This window comes from Pseudomonas sp. AC169, assembly GCF_979258515.1.
Genome location: NZ_OZ409866.1, coordinates 6,185,489 through 6,202,890, shown reverse-complemented (window position 1 = coordinate 6,202,890; position 17,402 = coordinate 6,185,489). Strand labels below are relative to the sequence as shown.

At 57.8% G+C, this 17,402-nt stretch carries 13 protein-coding genes; 6 read left to right on the top strand and 7 right to left on the bottom strand.

Annotation, left to right across the window (positions count from 1 at the left end; all coding sequences use genetic code 11):
* Positions 1 to 266: 266 nt before the first annotated feature.
* Entirely contained in the window at positions 267 to 1,649 is a 1,383-nt protein-coding gene (locus ACZZ0G_RS27565) for an aspartate aminotransferase family protein (RefSeq protein ID WP_463558361.1), read from the bottom strand.
* 157 nt (positions 1,650 to 1,806) lie between these two features.
* Here ACZZ0G_RS27565 and ACZZ0G_RS27560 point away from each other — a divergent pair, with 157 nt between their 5' ends.
* Both ACZZ0G_RS27560 and ACZZ0G_RS27555 read left to right on the top strand, forming a co-directional pair.
* Positions 1,807 to 2,415, top strand: a complete 609-nt coding sequence (locus tag ACZZ0G_RS27560; protein ID WP_463558360.1) for a TetR/AcrR family transcriptional regulator — start codon at positions 1,807 to 1,809, stop codon at positions 2,413 to 2,415.
* Between the two features lie 192 nt (positions 2,416 to 2,607).
* Entirely contained in the window at positions 2,608 to 2,934 is a 327-nt protein-coding gene (locus ACZZ0G_RS27555; protein ID WP_463558359.1) for an FKBP-type peptidyl-prolyl cis-trans isomerase, read from the top strand.
* 135 nt (positions 2,935 to 3,069) lie between these two features.
* Here the strand turns inward: ACZZ0G_RS27555 and ACZZ0G_RS27550 are convergent, their stop codons facing one another.
* Positions 3,070 to 4,347: an OmpP1/FadL family transporter gene (locus ACZZ0G_RS27550; RefSeq protein WP_463558358.1), complete on the bottom strand. Its 1,278-nt coding sequence runs from the start codon at positions 4,345 to 4,347 to the stop codon at positions 3,070 to 3,072.
* 462 nt (positions 4,348 to 4,809) lie between these two features.
* On the opposite strand from ACZZ0G_RS27550, the gene ACZZ0G_RS27545 reads away from it, so the two are divergent.
* Positions 4,810 to 5,559, top strand: coding sequence for a hypothetical protein (locus tag ACZZ0G_RS27545; protein WP_463558357.1), 750 nt, complete (start codon positions 4,810 to 4,812; stop codon positions 5,557 to 5,559).
* Between the two features lie 239 nt (positions 5,560 to 5,798).
* Here ACZZ0G_RS27545 and ACZZ0G_RS27540 read toward each other — a convergent pair whose 3' ends face one another.
* Complete coding sequence (locus tag ACZZ0G_RS27540) at positions 5,799 to 6,764, bottom strand: hypothetical protein (protein WP_463558356.1); 966 nt, start codon at positions 6,762 to 6,764, stop codon at positions 5,799 to 5,801.
* A 337-nt stretch (positions 6,765 to 7,101) separates the two neighbouring features.
* On the opposite strand from ACZZ0G_RS27540, the gene ACZZ0G_RS27535 reads away from it, so the two are divergent.
* From ACZZ0G_RS27535 to aspT, 3 genes are all read left to right on the top strand, one after another.
* Positions 7,102 to 8,217, top strand: coding sequence for an AI-2E family transporter (locus tag ACZZ0G_RS27535; protein WP_463396101.1), 1,116 nt, complete (start codon positions 7,102 to 7,104; stop codon positions 8,215 to 8,217).
* A gap of 96 nt (positions 8,218 to 8,313) precedes the next feature.
* Entirely contained in the window at positions 8,314 to 9,927 is a 1,614-nt protein-coding gene (locus ACZZ0G_RS27530; RefSeq protein ID WP_463558355.1) for a mechanosensitive ion channel family protein, read from the top strand.
* A 25-nt stretch (positions 9,928 to 9,952) separates the two neighbouring features.
* Positions 9,953 to 11,644 (top strand): aspartate-alanine antiporter, encoded by a 1,692-nt coding sequence (aspT, locus tag ACZZ0G_RS27525; RefSeq protein WP_463558354.1) that lies wholly within the window; start codon positions 9,953 to 9,955, stop codon positions 11,642 to 11,644.
* 9 nt (positions 11,645 to 11,653) lie between these two features.
* Here the strand turns inward: aspT and ACZZ0G_RS27520 are convergent, their stop codons facing one another.
* Genes ACZZ0G_RS27520 through ACZZ0G_RS27505 form a run of 4 tightly spaced genes read right to left on the bottom strand, consistent with a single transcriptional unit; the run spans position 11,654 to position 17,382 of the window.
* On the bottom strand, positions 11,654 to 13,750 hold the full coding sequence (locus tag ACZZ0G_RS27520) for an HlyD family efflux transporter periplasmic adaptor subunit (RefSeq protein ID WP_463558353.1): 2,097 nt from the start codon (positions 13,748 to 13,750) through the stop codon (positions 11,654 to 11,656).
* Positions 13,750 to 15,096 carry an efflux RND transporter periplasmic adaptor subunit gene (locus ACZZ0G_RS27515; protein ID WP_463558352.1) on the bottom strand — a complete coding sequence of 449 codons (1,347 nt, stop codon included), beginning with the start codon at positions 15,094 to 15,096 and terminating at the stop codon, positions 13,750 to 13,752. Before ACZZ0G_RS27515 ends, ACZZ0G_RS27520 begins: the two co-directional genes overlap by 1 nt.
* On the bottom strand, positions 15,093 to 15,866 hold the full coding sequence (locus ACZZ0G_RS27510; protein WP_463558351.1) for an efflux RND transporter periplasmic adaptor subunit: 774 nt from the start codon (positions 15,864 to 15,866) through the stop codon (positions 15,093 to 15,095). Before ACZZ0G_RS27510 ends, ACZZ0G_RS27515 begins: the two co-directional genes overlap by 4 nt.
* Complete coding sequence (locus tag ACZZ0G_RS27505; protein WP_463558350.1) at positions 15,847 to 17,382, bottom strand: TolC family protein; 1,536 nt, start codon at positions 17,380 to 17,382, stop codon at positions 15,847 to 15,849. The genes ACZZ0G_RS27510 and ACZZ0G_RS27505 overlap by 20 nt, the downstream gene beginning before the upstream one ends.
* Positions 17,383 to 17,402 lie beyond the last annotated feature (20 nt).

Genomic DNA, 17,402 nt, shown 5'->3' with positions numbered 1-17,402 from the left:
AGGTGTTCATAGCGGTTCTCGTTGCACGGCTTTACGCGACAAGGTTAAGACTGGCGCCTATTTAACACCAAGCGGCGCGCGGAGTAATCGGCGGCATTGGTCTCTCACCGATTTTCTCTCCGGCTGGCCCCTTCGCGAGCAGGCTCGCTCCCACAGGGATCGCATTTCAAACAGGCATCCAGGCTGCCAAAGTGGAATGCATTCCAAACGTGGGAGCGAGCTTGCTCGCGAAGGCGTCAGTCCGGCCAACCCTTCACTTCAGCCGATCACAACACGCCGTACTCCCGCGCCGTGCGATCCACCGCAATCCGCGTCTTGTCGATCAACTCATCCAGCTCCGCGCGCGTGGCCACCAGCGCCGGTGCCATGATCATCCGCCCCAATGTCGAACGAATGATCAGCCCTTCCTCAAAGCCGATCGTACGGCAACGCCAGGCAATGTCGTTTTCATTGGCAAAGCGCTTGCGGCTGGCCTTGTCTTCAGCGAACTGCAACGCCGCCACCAGGCCAACGCCCTGAATCTCACCCACCAACGGGTGGTTGCCGAATACTTCGCGCAGGCAGTTCTGCAGGTACGGGCCGGTGTCGGTTTTCACCTGAGTCACCACACCCTCATCGCGCAAGGCCTTGAGGTTGGCAATCGCCACGGCGGCCGCCACCGGGTGGCCGGAGTAGGTCAGGCCGTGGGCGAACACGCCGCCTTTTTCCACCAGTGCCTCGGCCATGCGCCGCGACAGAATCAGACCGCCCATGGGGATGTAACCGGAGGTCAGGCCCTTGGCGATCGACAGCGTGTCCGGCTCAAAACCGAACGTCTGATGGGCGAACCATTCACCGGTGCGACCGAAACCGCCAATCACTTCGTCCGCACACAGCAACACATCGTATTGACGGCAGATACGCTGAATCTCCGGCCAGTACGTCGCCGGCGGAATGATCATGCCGCCCGCACCCTGAAACGGTTCGGCGACGAACGCGGCGACCTTGTCGGCGCCCAGTTCGAGAATCTTTTCTTCCAGTTGCCGCGCGGCTTGCAGGCCGAATTCTTCCGGGCTGAGGTTGCCTTCGTGGGCGAACCAGTACGGCTCATCGATGTGCGCGACATCGGGAATGCTGCCGCCCATCTCATGCATGAACTTCATCCCGCCGAGCGCCGTCGCGGCGAGGGTCGAGCCGTGGTAGCCGTTCCAGCGGCCGATCATGATTTTCTTCTCGGGCTTGCCCATGACCTGCCAGAACTTGCGCACGGTACGGATCAGCACTTCGTTGGCTTCGGAGCCGGAGTTGGTGTAGATCGCGTGGCTGTAGTGATTGGGCAGCAGGCTGAAGAGCAGCTCGGAGAGTTCGATCACTGCCGGGTGAGTGGTGTGGAAGAACATGTTGTAGTAGGGCAGTTGTTCCAGTTGTTTCGTCGCCGCTGCCGCCAAATCCTTACGGCCGTAGCCGAGGTTGGTGCACCACAAGCCGGACATGCCGTCCAGATATCGATTGCCGTCGTTATCCCACAACGCCAGGCGATCGCCGCTGACCATTACCCGCGGGCCTTCCTCGTTGAGGGCCTTCTGATCAACGAACGCGTGGATGTGGTGGGCAGCGTCAGAGGCCTGGTAATCGCGGGTACTGCGGGTCGAATCGAATTCGGCGGACATGGCGGATCTCCGGGAAATTAAGCGGGTGGGTGCGTTCATTTCAACGCTGCACGGACAAAGTTTTGTCACCTAAAAATATTTTTGTAAAGAAAATATTTGTCGATGAAAAAAGACATACGTAGGCTGACGGCCACTGGCAAGGATCAACAGAGGCAACATGAGCGGACTCAGAGAGCGGCAGAAGGAACAGCGCCGGCAGGTGATTGCCGAGGCGGCGCTTGAGTTGTTCAAGCGCAACGGTTTCGCGGCCACCACACTGGATCAGATCGCCGTGCAGGCAGGCGTTTCCGCGCCGACGGTGGTGAATTATTTCGGCGGCAAGCAGGAAATTCTGCTGGCCTTGCTCAAACAACCCGACGAGCAAGCCATGCGCGAAGCGCGGGCGAATCTCGACGAAAACAGTGATCCGCTGGAGTCGCTGTGCGAATTCGAAGGGCTGATGACCGATTACCAGCTAGCCGCGATGCCGGCTTCGTTGTGGCGGGAACTGGCGCCGTTTCTGTTGACGGGTGAATTGGCGCAGGCCTTGAGTCCATGGAATGCCGCTGTAATTGAAGAAACCAAGGCTTTGCTTGAGCATTTTCAGCGGTTGGGCAAGGTCCGCGAATCAGTTGATATCGACGTGGCTGCGACGCTCTTCAATCAGTACGCGAACATGTCATTCGTTCGCCTGGCGACCGAGGTGATGCCCGATCGGGACGCTTATGCCCGGCATATGCGGAGTGTGTTGAATCTGATTTGCCAGGGTATTTGCGTGGAAGTATGACGAGCCATTGATTTTTGATCGAGCTACTCAGGTCCAAAGAAACCAAAGTGTCTGAGTAACAGCATGCCTATCGCCAAACAACCTAAAAACCTGTCATTTATGACAGGTCAAAATCATCATCCGATCCTTGAATATGCAGGCACTGTAGCAGTGCTGCTGCGATAACTTTGCCCTCATTCAAGGAGACTTAAAATGGGTGTTACTGTAGAAGTGATTCAACCCGGCGACGGCGTTATATACCCGAAGCGTGGACAAACGGTCGAAATTCATTACACCGGTACTTTGACAAATGGTACGAAGTTCGACTCAAGTAAGGACAGAGGTCAACCCTCTAAATTCAGAATTGGTGAAGGACAGGTCATTAAAGGCTGGGACGAGGGTATTGCTGAAATGAGTCTAGGAGAACGCAGCAGGCTGACAATTACTCCTGATTACGGCTATGGAGCAAAGGGCCACGGCGGTGTCATCCCGCCTAATTCGAAACTTTTCTTCGACGTTGAACTTCTGGATATCCAGTAATGGCTAGCTCATAACCAAGTATGAGACCACTGCTTGAGCCATCCAGACAAACCAGGCATTGCCAAACACCTTTTGAAAAACAGCTATGCCTGGCTCGCCGAGTCCTTTTCTCGCTAGAGCGCGCCCCTATGTGACTCAAAACCGCCAGGTCACGCCTCCGCCAACAATATGCAACGCGCTGTTGGGATAACTCCCCGACAGCGTCTGCCCGTTGCGCTTGGTCTGCTGCACGTCCATATCACCCAGCCACACCAGTGTGTAATTGAGGTTGATGTCGGTGTCCTCCGCCAGTTTGTAACTCAGCCCGGTCGCCAGTCGCCACGTCTCGTTCATCGGGTTGTCGACGGTGCGGTCCTTGTCCTTTACGGCAGAGCTGTCGTAGCCCACGCCCATGTTCCAGCGCAGTTTCGGGCTGATCTGGTTTTGCGCGCCGATCGACAAGTGCCATGTGTCCTGATATTTGCGGTCGACCGAGCGTGACACATCGCCAGCGGCACTATCCACCGACACGCCGATGTCAGCAAAGTCGCTCCAGTCCTGCCAGTTCACCGAACTGAGCAGCGTCCATTGTTCGTTCAGCTGATGGGCGATGCTCAGGGTCGCGGTCTGCGGGATGTTCATGTCGATTTCAAGTTCGTCGACGTCCAGCCTCGACAGCGCCAGATTGAGCAGCGGATTGCGGATGCCATGCACGGAAGGCGAGTCTTTGAACTCCAGTTTGACCTTGCTGGTGTAGGCCAGACCGACGGTGGTGCGCTCGTTCACCTGATAGCGCAGGCCGAGGTTGATGCCAGTGCCGATGTCGGTGTCCTTGTACTGCAACTTGCCATCTTCCTGAAACGGCGTGCCCGGCAGGAAGGCGTTATTGTCGATCGCCATTTTTGTGTAGTAGTAGCCGTAGACCAGACGCGGGCCGATGCCCATCGACAGGTCATCGGTGATCTTGTAAGCGAAGGTCGGCTGCATCGAGATGCCGATCAGCGACGATTCCTGGCTGAAGTAGCGGCCGGCCCAGTCATCGTCATATTTCACGCTCAGGCCGAAGTTGCCGTACATGCCAAAGCCGATACTGGCGCGATCATTGATCTCATGACTGATAAAAAAACTGGTGCCCGGCAGGATCGGCAGGGGATTGCCGCCCTCGTTGCCGGAGAAGTCATTGTCGCTGTCGCGATCAAAACCCAGGCCTCCGAGTATGGCCTGACCGGTCAAGCTGATTTGCGTGCCCTTGAGCGCGGCAATGCCGGCCGGGTTACTCATCAACACGCTCGGGTCGGTGGCCAGCGCGGCGGAACCGGCATTGGCCAGACCTGCGCCTTCCTGACCTGCTTCATACAGATCGATACCGCCGGCCTCTGCCTGACCGGCAATGCCGGCCAACGCCAGAACTATCAGTGAATACGTCGATCTCATCCGAAACCTCCTTATAAGCAGGGATGTGCATCAGGTTTAGCCTTGAATCGGGCAACACACCAGTCACGGACCTTATTCAACGGCTTCCAATTGCGGCGTGCTCTTGAAGCGCAACACGTAATCCCCAAATGTAGGCATTGATGCCGCTAGCATGGGCGCGCGCCGCACGCCCGGCGGCGATCGCCCCTCCGTCCTCGTGGTGGTCCATCAAAAGCGATTGACGTTGCGAACTCGTTCCAGTCAACTGTTTCCAAAGATGAGATGGAAGGGAGTTGAGGAAGGAGGGAGCGGGTTTTAACTAACGCTGGAAGCAAATTGACCAACGTGGTAACTAACGTCTGTGCTTGCGGGGAATACCTTAAATAAACCGCAAGCGCCGCAGCGATCGATCAGCAGACGAGTAAAATCAGAAAAGATATTATTTTAAGAGTGCACATCATCGGAACAAGGATCATGTTGTAAATGGAGAAACCAAAAGGTGCTGGTGTAATTGATCTCTTTAACCCTCCCTATGAAGTTTGGGAACATCGCAAGCCGACCTATAAAGAGAAAATCGCTTTAGCTTACTCTCATGGCGTTTGGCAGGATGATTCGGACAAAGCCTTGGTTATTTGTGTTGCTAATTACCTGCAAGCCGTAAAGTATTTGATTGAATGCCCGTCACGGCGTGAACTGTTCGATTTTATAAGCTGCGCACTGGATGAGGATGAATTTTATTCAGCTCTCCGTTCAATAATGCCAAAAGAAACACCGCCAGCACTTTTTAACTACCAGAATTCTTACTCGACCCATGATGCGGTCAGTGTGAATCGGGAAATTTCAGAAGTGGGCGCGTACGCACCGGTTGGCCAATACTTTATCCATGGAGGTGCTTGGGCGAACGATGAAAGCTTTAAATCTGTCAGGCCATTTTCTACAACTTTCTGCCCTCAGATTGCATTCTTGAATGCAGAGTGGAAGGGCAAAGCATATGATGTCGGAAGAGTGGATTTTGTCATCGTTAAAGTTTCCTCTCCGTTTGCCAAGTGCTTTTTGTTTGACAGGTTTGGTGAAAAAGGGCATGAGTGTGAAGTCGTATTTAAGTCCGGCTTAACATATAAGACCGTGGGTAAAGAGTGTTTGGGGCACGTGTTGGTTCGGAAGCGGACAAGCAAAGGTGAGGATCTAAGCAAAAGTGTTCCCGCTTACGCAGTTGAAGTGGAAATGTATTGAGTCGAAATAAATCAGGTCTTTCGAATGAGGTTCGAGATTAGTGTTGTTTTGAAGATTGCTTTGAATCTTGGGTTTTCTGATTTGCTGTGATGTTGGCATTGACATGTTAGTGTGAAAATCCTGCGAGGTGTTTTTGACAACTGGTTCAACAGAGTGCGAGCCGCCCTCAAGGCGGCCAACGAATAATGGCCAAGGTAAAAACTGACCTCGCATAAATCAAACGTGCTAGCCAGTCGTCTTTATTGTTTTTTACGTCGAGTGGAACGCTGTGGCTTTTTGAAATATTTGGATTGCGTTATCTGTTTTGTATGATCCTGTTGCTTGATCGCCCTGTCGCACACCACCAAGGATTCCATGATGGATACGCAAGTGTTTCTAATACAATTTTCGAGGGCGTTGTTCAGACGAAGATAGCCTGAACTCTTGAAGTCACTTTCTATCAACTCAAGGTGGTGGATGAATGAGAGAGTGACTTCAGGAACGTTGAAATCCTTGAATGCGCCGATGATGCCTTCTAGCTTCTCATGCCAGATTTTTTGGGCGTTAAAGCTGAGCTTGCCGCCACTGTGGATAAGGCGATTTCTAATGAAGTTAAGCAATTCCCATACGCTGGATAGTATTTCTATGTTGAGATAGAACTCACTTCGTGTCGCCAGCTCCTGAGTGAATTTCTCGGTAATTTTTTTATGGCTAAGAATTTCGCTCAGGCAGACTGAAATCAAACCCCAGCTAGTGATTTTATCCGTTCTTTCTTGTCTTCCAAAAATCTCGAAATGAATTCGTTGAAGCGTGTCCTCTAATAGCGCAAAGTAGCTTATGAAAGCTGATGCATTTAATCCTGATAAGGCTAGTTCGCGATTGGAGATATTATAGGCTTTTGCTTTTTCGATAAATAATTCGCTTACAAAGGTCCTGTCTTCGCTGCACTGGATCATCTCGGGTTGGTCCGATAGAGCACGGCCGGTGTAAACTGCAAATCGTTGACGCTTCAAATTAGCATTGACCGGAATTTCTTCTATGGTTTGGTCAATCATGCCGTCGAGCTCATCCTTGTCGCCTTCTAGCCCGCTCGGTGTTAATGCGCCTTGCGAAAGAAGCACCGGAACTGATATCAGTGTGTATTGACTGAGGAATGCTTTGTAATATTGCGGGTCATCTTTTTTTGTTGGTAATACATCGCAGAAAAAACTGGTCAACGGGAGCATAAACTTCCTTATCGGCTTGCTGGAAACCACGATAGGCCTGCACATTAGAAATCGACACTGGGTATCGACCTTTGCCAAAGGCGCATCAGCATATCGGCATCAACCGCCCATTATTTAATGAACTGCAGAGTCTCAAGAAAGTCACCCCGTACCATGCACCGTAATTTTCTCTTCCCGCAGGTATTTCGTTCCCGGTAGCAGGCTGCCTTGAAGTTGTTTCGTGTTCTTGTGCGGGCGACGGTGTTTGATCGGGAAGAGTGCTGGGTAAATACGACGACTGCAAGAATGTGTTCTAGTCTGAACTCACTGACGATTCTCGGCATCGGGAGAAGCCGTAATGGAAGACAAACCACTGATAGCGTTTCACAGTTCCAGAGCTTTGCTGGACGTGCTCATACGCGCCGGTCTGATTACCGTGCTGGTGCTGTTCTGTTTCGACATCTTCCATCCGTTCCTCAATGTGATGCTGTGGGCGCTGATTCTGGCCATCACCTTGTATCCGTTGAATCAGAAGCTCGGCGCCAGACTCGGCAACCGCTACGGCTGGGCAGCGATCGTGCTGGTGCTGCTCGGGCTGTTGATTCTGATGGTGCCGCTGAGTCTGCTCGGCGCTTCCGTGGCTGACTCGGTGAAAGTCGGCATGCACACGCTGGAGGCGGGCTCGTTCGAGATTCCGCCGCCACCAGCCAGCGTCGAAACCTGGCCGCTGATCGGTGCGCCGCTCTTTGGCATCTGGCAGCACGCTTCGCAGGATCTGAGCTGGGCCTTCAAGGAGCTGGCACCGCACCTGAGCAGTTGGGGCAAAGTGCTGTTGCATCAGGCCGCCGGTGTCGGCGCGGGGATCGTGGTGTTTGTCGTCGCGTTGATTGTCGCCGGTTTGATCATGAAAAACGGCGAAAGCGGTCATCGCACCGCCGTCGCCATCACCACACGGATTTCCGGCCCGGTGCGCGGCCCGCAAATCGCCGAACTGTGCACCTCGACCATCCGTGCGGTGGCGCAAGGCGTGGTCGGGATCGCTTTCATTCAGATGCTGTTGATCGGCGTGGCGCTGGTGATCATGGGCATTCCGGCGGCGGGCATTCTGGCCTTGATGGTGTTGCTGCTCGGCATCATGCAGTTGCCGGTGCTGCTGATTACCATACCGGTGGTGATCTATGTCTTTGCCCACGACGGCGTCAGTGCCGGCACCGTCATTTTTACCGTTTGGATGATCGTTGCCGGGCTCTCCGACAACGTGCTCAAACCGATGCTGCTGGGGCGCGGCGTCGCCGTGCCAATGCCGGTGGTGCTGATCGGCGCGTTGGGCGGGATGGTCACCAGCGGCATCATTGGCCTGTTCACCGGGCCGGTGATTCTGGCGGTTGGCTATGAATTGTTTATCGGCTGGGTGTATCAACCCGCCGATGTCAGCCGTGTTGTCGAAGACACGCCAACGGAAAATCTGCCGTGACACTTATCGCTGCGAGGGAATCTGACAACCGTTCATCGCTCAACTACGCTGGCTTACGTATCCCTCACTGACACTTGGGCGTAAGGAAGCAGGCGCATGCAAAGCAGGCTGCTGGCGGTTTGGATAGTGGTGTTTGCGGCGCTCTGGAGCGGGCTCGGCTGGGCGGTCGATGACCCGGCAAAACCGGCCGACGAAGCGGTCGAGCTGAAGGTCGCCAACCGCACCATCATGCTGTTTCGCGCGACCATTCTGGGGGAGGCACCGGCTTCGCGGGTCAAGCGCGCGAAGATGGTCATCAGCGAGGCGCTGGACGAAGACACCGCGCTGAACATCACCACTGATTCGATCCAGAACAGCTACATGGTGCTGATCGGTGACAAGCGCGCCTTCATCGTCGCACCCAAGGACATCGACAGCCTCGAATACTCATCGGTGCAACAGGCCGCCGAAGGCGCGGCGGAAAAACTGCGCCAGGTGGTCACTGAAACCCGTGAAGCGCGCAACCTGCAGATGATCCTGCGCTCACTGGGGCTGGCCGCCGTGGCCACGCTGATTTACGTCGCGTTGCTGTGGTGTCTGGCGTATCTGCGCCGCAAATTGCTGGCAAAACTTCCCGCACTGATGGATCGCCACACCCAGGCGCTGAAGGTCGGGCGGGTGCAACTGATCGACTCGAATTTCCTCTATCCCTTGGTCAGCCGTTTGCTGCTGTTGCTGCGCTGGCTGCTGATTTTGCTGCTGACGTACGAGTGGCTGGGTTTTGTCCTGTCGCGGTTTCCCTACACGCGGCCATGGGGCGAAAGCCTCAACAACTACCTGTTCGAACTGGCCGGCTATTTGCTGCAAGGCATAGTCGATGCGATTCCGGGACTGGGCGTGGCGCTGGCGATTTTCTTTATTGCCCGAGGCGTCACCGCGTTCACCCGGCGTATCCTGCGGCGCATGGCTATGCCGGGCACATTCAGCTGGCTCAATCACGAAACCCTGCAACCGACCCAGCGTCTGACGGCGCTGGCGATCTGGCTGTTTGCCTTGGCGATGGCCTATCCGTATCTACCGGGTGCCGGCACCGACGCCTTCAAAGGTTTGTCGGTGCTGATCGGTCTGATGATTTCCCTCGGTGCGACCAGCGTGGTCGGGCAGGCGGCGGCCGGTTTGATCCTCACCTACACGCGCACTTTGCGCCCCGGCGAGTTTGTGAAAATCGGCGATTACGAAGGTACGGTCACCGAGCTGGGCATGTTCACCACACGGATTCGCACCGGCCTGGGTGAAGTGCTGACGCTGCCCAATTCGATGATTACCGGCACTGTCACCAAAAACTACTCGCGCACCGTGCAAGGCCCCGGTTACGTCGTCGATACGGTGGTGACCATCGGCTACGACACGCCATGGCGTCAGGTCGAGGCGATGTTGCTGGAAGCGGCGAAACGCACGCCGGGCGTGCTGGAGGATCCGCCGGCACAGGTGTTCCAGACCGCGTTGTCGGATTTTTATCCCGAATACCGACTGGTCGCCCAGGCCATCCCGAGTCAGCCACGTCCGCGCGCAGTGTTGCTGAGCATGCTCCACGCCAATATTCAGGATGTGTTCAACGAGTACGGCGTGCAGATCATGTCGCCGCACTATCTGGGCGATCCGCAACAAGACAAGTGGGTACCAAGGGACAAGTGGTACACCGCGCCTGCGCAAGAACCGAAGGATCAGTGACCGCCGCTCAAAGGGAGTTCGTTCCATGCTCGAATTCATCCTGCACGCCTTGCGTACCGACCCGGAAATTGCCGTGTTCCTGGCGATTGCCCTGGGCGTGTTTATCGGGCGGATTCGTATTGGCAGTTTTCACCTCGGTTCGGTGGCCGGCGCGTTGTTGATGGGCTTGCTGATCGGGCAGATCGGCCTGGAAGTGCCGGCGGGTTTGAAGTCGGTGTTTTTCGTGATGTTCATCTATGCCGTCGGTTTCAAGAGCGGGCCGGAGTTTTTCGGCAGCCTCAATCGCGGCACGCTGAAACTGGTGGTGCTCTCGGTGGTGCTGTGCGCCACGGCGTTGGGGGCGATTCTGCTGATGTACTCGGTGTTCGATTTCGATGCCGGGTTCACCGCTGGCCTAGGCGCCGGCGCGTTGACCGACACGGCGATCATGGGCACTGCGACCAGCGCGATCAATCAACTGACAATCGATGCCGCGGCCAAGGCGCAACTCAACAGCCACATGGCGATTGCTTACGCGATTACCTATCTGTTCGGCACCATCGGCTTGATCGTGTTTGTCGGCAGCATCGCGCCGAAACTGCTCGGCGTGAACCTGCGCGAATCGGCGCGGGAACTGGAGCTGGAACTGGGCATCGCCAAGGAAGAAGAGGCGATCACCGTGCCGTACACGCGGATGGTGGTGCGCGCTCACCAGGTCGCGGAAAACGGTCAGGCCGCCGGGTTGCGCATCATCGATCTGGAAAAACCCCACGAATCGCTGACCGTCGAGCGGGTGATGCGTGCCGGGACAGTCATCGAACGCGACGAAGACTTCGTGCTGATGGCGGGCGACGTCATCGGTGTTTACGCCTTGCGCGATGCGGTGGGCAACCTCAGCCACTGGGTCGGGCCGGAGATCGATCATCCCGAAGCCTTGTCGTTTCCGACCCGTCAGGTGGACATCGTCCTGACCTCAGCGGAATTCGCTGGCAAAACCATCCACCAAGCCAAAACGCGCTTGGCCACTGACCGGCGCCTGGGCTGCTTCGTCAACAACATCAGCCGTCAGGGCTATGACTTGCCGCTGCTGCCCAACACCGTTTTGCGTCGCGGCGATGTGATTTCGCTGACCGGGCGCACCGCCAGTGTCGAAGCCATGGCCAAACGTCTGGGCCGGATTCGCAAAAACAACTACAAAAGCGATATCGCCATGCACACCCTGGGCATGGTGCTCGGTTCGTTGCTGGGGTTGTTGTCGACCCACATCGGCATGATTCCAGTGGAGCTGGGGATCGGCGGCGGGGTGCTGGTCGCCGCGCTGGTGATTGGCTGGTATAACTCGCGTCACCCGGAAATCGGCGCGTTGCCGCCAGCGGCGCAATGGGCGTTTTCCGAGTTCGGCCTGACCGCGTTTGGCGCGGTGGTCGGTTTGCTCGCCGGGCCAGCAGCGTTTGCCGCGATGAAGGAGCAAGGCCTGGCGCTGTTGCTGTCCGGCGCGGTGGTGACGATTCTGCCGCCACTGGTGGCGTTGTACTTCGGCCGCTATGTGCTGCGCCTGCACCCGATGATTCTGTTTGGCGCCTTGGCTGGTGCGCAGACGGAAGCGGCGTCGATGAACAAGATCATCGAACAGTCGGGGAGTAACACCCCGGTGATCGGCTTCACGGTGTGCTATGCGATTTCCAACGTATTGCTGGCGGTGTGCGGGCCGATCATCGTGTTTGTCGTCGCCGGCTAAACCCGGTTGTCAAAAGCCGCTTTCGCGCATGAATACCGCGAGCACATGGGTCGCGCCGTCACCGAGCAGACTGCGCCGCTGGCCCTCGATCTTCAGATGCCCTCGGGTCTCGCGCAGGGTCGGTAACGGCTCATCGAGCTGAATCAACACCTGAAACAACGCGTTGCTTGGAATCAATGAGTGCTCGGCATTCGTGGTCGGCACAGGCCCACCGAAGCGCGACGACAGCATGCGGTGCGACAACTGGCTGGCGCGGGTGCTACCGATCTGCACTACGCGACCGCCCAGCGGCGTGGTCTGACCATCCGGGTAGAAGCGCACACGATCACCGGTGACCATGCGATGCACCTGATCCTGTGCAACATACGCGTCGACCTGCCAACTGCGCGGATCGATCAGCATGCCCAGCGATTCCTGACGGCCAACCCATTGTCCGGTTTTCCAGTCAGGATTGACGTCCAGCCAGACCCCGGCAAACGGCGTTTGCAGGTTGAGCCGGGCGATTTCCGAGCGCGCGGCGCGGGCCTCTTCGAACTGCACGTTGAGGCGCTGGCGGGTCACGGCGTCTTCGGCCAGACCGCCGGGGTCGGCGATCAGCCCGGACAGTCTCGCTTCGTAACTGCGGGCATTGGCTTCGCTGGATTGCAGGCGTGAGGCGATGTCCGGCTCATCCAGGGTGATCAGGGTTTCCCCAGCCTTGACCGGGCCCTCGGAGTGAATCGATTGCAGGCGTGCCGGGTAGGGCGCATACACGCGCAACTGGTGCTCGGCACGGGCCACGCCAACTGCATCGATCTGCGTACGCCAAGGCATCGCCAAGCCCACCAGAACCGCCAGCAGTACGACATAGAACGCCACTTTGCGCCGGCTCGGAATCGCCGCGCGGCTTTTCCACCAGTGGCCCAACTCGCGCATCACGGGCAGGGCGATAAACCATGACAGTTCGACCATGAACAGGAAAATCCCCAAGACCTTGAAGAAAAACAGATAGACCGCCAGCGCGATCCCCAGAAACAGCACCAGCCGATAAATCCAGGTGATGATCGCGAAGGTCACCAGCAAACGCCGCTGGCCCGTCGGGAACGTCTCTGGCCAGTCTTCCTGCAAGCCCAGCAGATTGCGCCGCAACGTGACCCGTGCGAGGGCCGAGGCGCGTTCGTGCAGATTGGGGAAATCCAGCAGGTCGGACAGGATGAAGTAGCCGTCGAAGCGCATGAACGGGCTGGCATTCAGCGCCAGTGACAGCAACCAGCTGGTGGTCGCCAGATACAGCAATGCATTGCGCAACGCGCCCGGATCACACAACGCCCAGCCCAACGTCGACAGTCCGGCCAGCGACAACTCGGTCACGATCCCCGCTGAAGCGATCGCCAGCCGTTGCCGCGAGCGGCTGAGTTTCCAGCTCTCGCCGGTGTCGGTGTAGAGCATCGGCCACATCACCACGAATGCGATACCCATGTGCCCGACGCGCAAACCCAGGCGCGTCGCGACCAAGGCATGGCCGAGTTCATGCAGGGTTTTCGCGACGATCAGCGCCAAGGCAAAACTGAACAGGCCTTCGGTGGAAAACGACTCGACCACAGCGCTGGTGAACACGTCCCACTGCTGCAACACCAGAATGATCCCGAGCAGGCTGAGGCTCAGTACGATTATCCCGGTGAGCGGATGAAAGACCCAGCCCAGCGCTCGCGCCAGAGCCTGCAACGGCTGTTGCGGACGCAGCAACGGAATGCGGAAAAACAGGTAATGGTGCAGCCACCAGCGCCAGGTCAGCCAACTGCCTTGCTCGCTTTTATCCTTCAAACGTTCCAGCGCGGCGGGGCCGGCGCGCAGCAATTGATGGTGTTCGAGAAACTGGCGGAAATCGAGAACTTGCTCGACGTCCGGTTTCAGCGCTGTGCCTTCGGCAATTTGCTCGCTGATAACCCGTGGCGACTGACCCCAGCGCAGCAGGCACTCGAATTCCAGCCAGCCGATACGGTAGAAACGGTTGATCACCGTGTCCTGAATCACCCATGCCGGTTCGCCGTTGCTGCCATGGGCCGCTTCGCTCAGACGCAAGTCTTCACGCAGCGGCGGCACGGGCAGGTCGGCCGGGTCGAGCATTACCAGCCACTCCACGCACGCAGCGTCGCCAAGGGTCGGCGCAGCAGGTAATAACCGAGCATCACCCGCCCGCCGTAGATTTTCGCCGTGCCATGCAGGCCGAGGCGCGCGTGTTCCGGGGCGCCGTCGATGCTGGCGAGCAGGCGATAAGCGACCACTCCTTCATCGCTGGGGCGCGCCTGATAACTGGTTTCCAGAATCTTGCCCTTGAGCGGGGTCAGTGGGTACGCGGTGAGGAACAGCGTCACTTCAGCGCCCGGTTCCAGGGCAATCGCGTCGGCCACGGCGAGTTGAATGAGCATGGCCGGTTGCGACGGGTCAGCCACTTGCATGATGCGTTCGCCAGTCACGACCGGTTTGCCCAGCCAGTCGTTGGGATCGCTGAACACCGCGACGCCGCCCCGTGGCGACAGCACTTGCGTGCGTTTGAGTTGCGCCTGCACCGCCGCCAGTTCCGCCCGACGTTGCTGCGCGCGCCCGGCGAGCAAGGTCAGTTCGCTTTTGCTTTGCGGATTATCGAACGCCCGTTGGCTGGCCGCCTGCAACTCGGCATCGGCCACCGCGACCTCTTTGCCGAGCACTTCGGCGCGGCTGCGCAGGGTGGTTTCATCCAGCGAAAACAGCGGCGCGCCGGCCTCGACCGGTTGATTGGGCCGCACCTGAATTTTTTCGATCACGCCATCGATCGGCGAGCTGATGATCTGCGCCTGGCGCGAGACGATTTCTGTCGGCGCCAGTGCGCTTTGACGTACCGGCAATAACAGCAGGGCGCCAAACACAAGCGCCGCGAGCAGCAGTTGCTTGCGATTGGGCCGCCAGCGACTGAAACGCTTGCGCCGGGTCAACGCTGACCAGCAATACGCCCAGGTCGCGACCAAACCTTTGAGGTGTTGCCACAACACCGGTGGCGGTTCTTGCTCCAGCAAGATGATCAACAGGCCAAGTCGTTGATTGTCGCGATCCTGCAGCGGTATGCACCACAGCCCCGACGGCCACCATTCGTTCCAGCCTTCGGCAATGTCCGCTGGCGGCGCGGCGTTTTCCTGAGCGATCCACACCGGTTCTGCGTCGGGCACTTGTGCCGCGACCCAGCGACTGGCGCGGCGCAGCCAGACCAGATACGGCGAATCTTCGCTGGGCCGCGACAGGCCGGAGACGTTGAGCAGTTCCAATGAGGATTCACGCTGGGCAAACACCAGCGCCTGATGAAATGGCAGCAACGGGTATAAATCGTTGGCCATGCTGAACGCCAGACTGTTCAGCGAGTCGGCGGCCATGGCTTTATCCCGCAATGCATCGAGTTCGAGCAGCAGGTGAGGGTGCGGCAACGACTCGTTCATGGTCATGGGCGAGCGGCTTGTTCGAATTGCGCCGTGCCGCTCATGCCGGCCATCAGGTCGGGGTATTTGTTGTTGAGTTGCGCTTCCAGCTCAACGGTCTGCGCCACCGCATCGACCCGCGAATTGATGGCGCTGACATGGGCCGGGTAGGTCTTGCCGGTTTCGTGGATGCTGACTTGCAACGGTAAGCCGGGTTTAAGGTCTTTGAGCAGATTGGAGGGCACGTTCAGACGTACTTTCAACGCGCCGTCACTGACCAGATCGAACAGCGGCGTGCCGGCCGAAACGGTTTGGTAAGGCTTGACGTAAACCTTGGCCACACGCCCGGAAAACGGCGCGAGCACCTGGCAATAGCTGCTTTGCGCCGCACCCATGGCCCGCGCGCCATCCGCTTTTTGCACTTCAGTATTGGCCATCGACACTTCGATATCGCCAACCGCGTTGAGCTGACGCAGTTGCTGTTTCGCTTGCAGGTTCTGTTTGGCCATGGCCAGTTCCGCCGCCGCGACTTTCGAGCGCGCTTCGGCTTCATTGCAGTTGAAGCGGGCGAGCAGTTCAGACTTGCTGACCTGCTCGCCGAATCCGGCTTTCAATTCACCCAGGGTGCCGGCCATCTGGCTGGAGAGGGTGGTTTCCAGTTCGGCGGCGAGCAACACACGAATCGCACTGGCGCTTTCCAGAGCGGGGGCCGAGGGGCTGTCTTCGGCGTGGACGGGCAGGATCAGACTGGCCAACAACAGGGCCCCGAAACGGGACTCAAGGGCGATTTTGCGCATTCGGCGTTCCTTGCGAAGTGGCGAGCAGGCGTTGTTGTTCTTGTTCATTCAAGGTGCGCTGGATTTCCCGGGACAGGGTCTTGATGTCATGTTGCGAGATTTCCTTGGGCAGCACGTCGAGACCCACCGAGTTGTACATCCGCCCCCACGCGGCTTGAGCACTGGAGAACGCCGCTTCACGCTGATAACGCGAAAGCAGATAACGGCCCTCGGAGCGGATCACTTCCAGTTCCGAGCCCAGCGCGCCGGTTTTCGCCGCTTGCGCATAGTCGAGCAGGCTGCGATCGACGCGCAGGCTGTCCTCGGCGAATTCCACTTCCTGCCGGGCCAGTTGATAGCGCAGGGTGCCGACCCGTACCTGGGTGAGAATCGCCATCGACAGCGCCACGCGGCGGGTATCGTCGGTTTCGCCCTGGGATTTCTCTGCAGCGTTCAACGACGGCAATTGCAGCAGACGAATGAGGTTCATCGACACTTGCAGACCGGTGCTCATCCAGTCGTTGTTATAGAGGTATTTGTTGGAGTCGTATTTGTAGCCGAAATCGACGCTGACGTTCGGCCACAGCTGCGCCTTGGCGATTTCCAGATCCTTTTGATTGACGCGTTTGCGATACCACTCTTCCATGATTTCCGGACGGTTTTCCAGCGACAGCTGTTCCAGCCGCGCCATGCTCTGACGCACTTCCGGCAGCGGCGGGTCAGGCATGTCAGCGAGGATCATTTTCGAGCCCGGTGGCAACGACATCAGCGCCGACAGCTCGGCCTGAGCGAACTCCAGATCCTGGCGGCGCACGGTCAACAGGTAGATCGAGTCGAGCAGCGCGCGCTGATAGGCGAGGATTTCCTGACGCGGCAGCAAACCACGGGTTTCCGCTTCGCGGGCCGAGGTCAGCGCGGTGTGGGTACGCATCAGCAGTTTGTCGACTTCAGGCATCAGGCGCTGGGCGCCGAGCGCCCGCCAGTAGGCATTGCGCACGTCCTGCAGAACGTTTTGCGCGACTTTGCGCCGGCGCTCTTCGGCCATGAGGATCTGGTCGGATTTCTGTTGGGTGCGGTAATAAGCCACGCCGAAATCCAGCAGGCTCCAGCTCAAACCAAGACCGTAGACTTCGCGATAGCGTTCTTCGGAGGTCGAGGGACGCAAGCTGACCTGGCGGTCTTCGATGCCGATCGAGGTGCCGCCGGAATCGTTGTCACGCCCGGCGTACCCGGCCGAGGCGACCAGACGCGGCAGCATTTCATGACTTGAGACGTCGCGCAGATCCGAGGCCAGCGCGCTTTCCATCAGTTTGAGGCGGTAGTCGAGGTTGTATTTCAGCGCCCGTGCGGCGGCCTCGTAAAAGGTGATCGGTGCGGTGACCGGCTCCTGACCGGAATACATGCGTGACTGGTCGGCAATGATGCGCTGACGGTTTTCTTCGTCGGTCGAGGGTTTCGGTTCCGTTGACGAACATGCACTGAGCAACAGTGCAGAAGCGATGGCGGTACTGAGAAGCCGGGTCGCATGTATACGCATATTCATTCCTTTGCATTCTT

Excerpts from the sequence above, each read along its gene's own strand:
- ACZZ0G_RS27505 (WP_463558350.1), bottom strand. The coding sequence starts at position 17,382 with ATGCGTATACATGCGACCCGGCTTCTCAGTACCGCCATCGCTTCTGCA.
- ACZZ0G_RS27560 (WP_463558360.1), top strand. The coding sequence starts at position 1,807 with ATGAGCGGACTCAGAGAGCGGCAGAAGGAACAGCGCCGGCAGGTGATT.
- ACZZ0G_RS27550 (WP_463558358.1), bottom strand. The coding sequence starts at position 4,347 with ATGAGATCGACGTATTCACTGATAGTTCTGGCGTTGGCCGGCATTGCC.
- ACZZ0G_RS27545 (WP_463558357.1), top strand. The coding sequence starts at position 4,810 with ATGGAGAAACCAAAAGGTGCTGGTGTAATTGATCTCTTTAACCCTCCC.
- aspT (WP_463558354.1), top strand. The coding sequence starts at position 9,953 with ATGCTCGAATTCATCCTGCACGCCTTGCGTACCGACCCGGAAATTGCC.
- ACZZ0G_RS27515 (WP_463558352.1), bottom strand. The coding sequence starts at position 15,096 with ATGACCATGAACGAGTCGTTGCCGCACCCTCACCTGCTGCTCGAACTC.
- ACZZ0G_RS27535 (WP_463396101.1), top strand. The coding sequence starts at position 7,102 with ATGGAAGACAAACCACTGATAGCGTTTCACAGTTCCAGAGCTTTGCTG.
- ACZZ0G_RS27540 (WP_463558356.1), bottom strand. The coding sequence starts at position 6,764 with ATGCTCCCGTTGACCAGTTTTTTCTGCGATGTATTACCAACAAAAAAA.
- ACZZ0G_RS27565 (WP_463558361.1), bottom strand. The coding sequence starts at position 1,649 with ATGTCCGCCGAATTCGATTCGACCCGCAGTACCCGCGATTACCAGGCC.
- ACZZ0G_RS27520 (WP_463558353.1), bottom strand. The coding sequence starts at position 13,750 with ATGCTCGACCCGGCCGACCTGCCCGTGCCGCCGCTGCGTGAAGACTTG.
- ACZZ0G_RS27510 (WP_463558351.1), bottom strand. The coding sequence starts at position 15,866 with ATGCGCAAAATCGCCCTTGAGTCCCGTTTCGGGGCCCTGTTGTTGGCC.
- ACZZ0G_RS27555 (WP_463558359.1), top strand. The coding sequence starts at position 2,608 with ATGGGTGTTACTGTAGAAGTGATTCAACCCGGCGACGGCGTTATATAC.
- ACZZ0G_RS27530 (WP_463558355.1), top strand. The coding sequence starts at position 8,314 with ATGCAAAGCAGGCTGCTGGCGGTTTGGATAGTGGTGTTTGCGGCGCTC.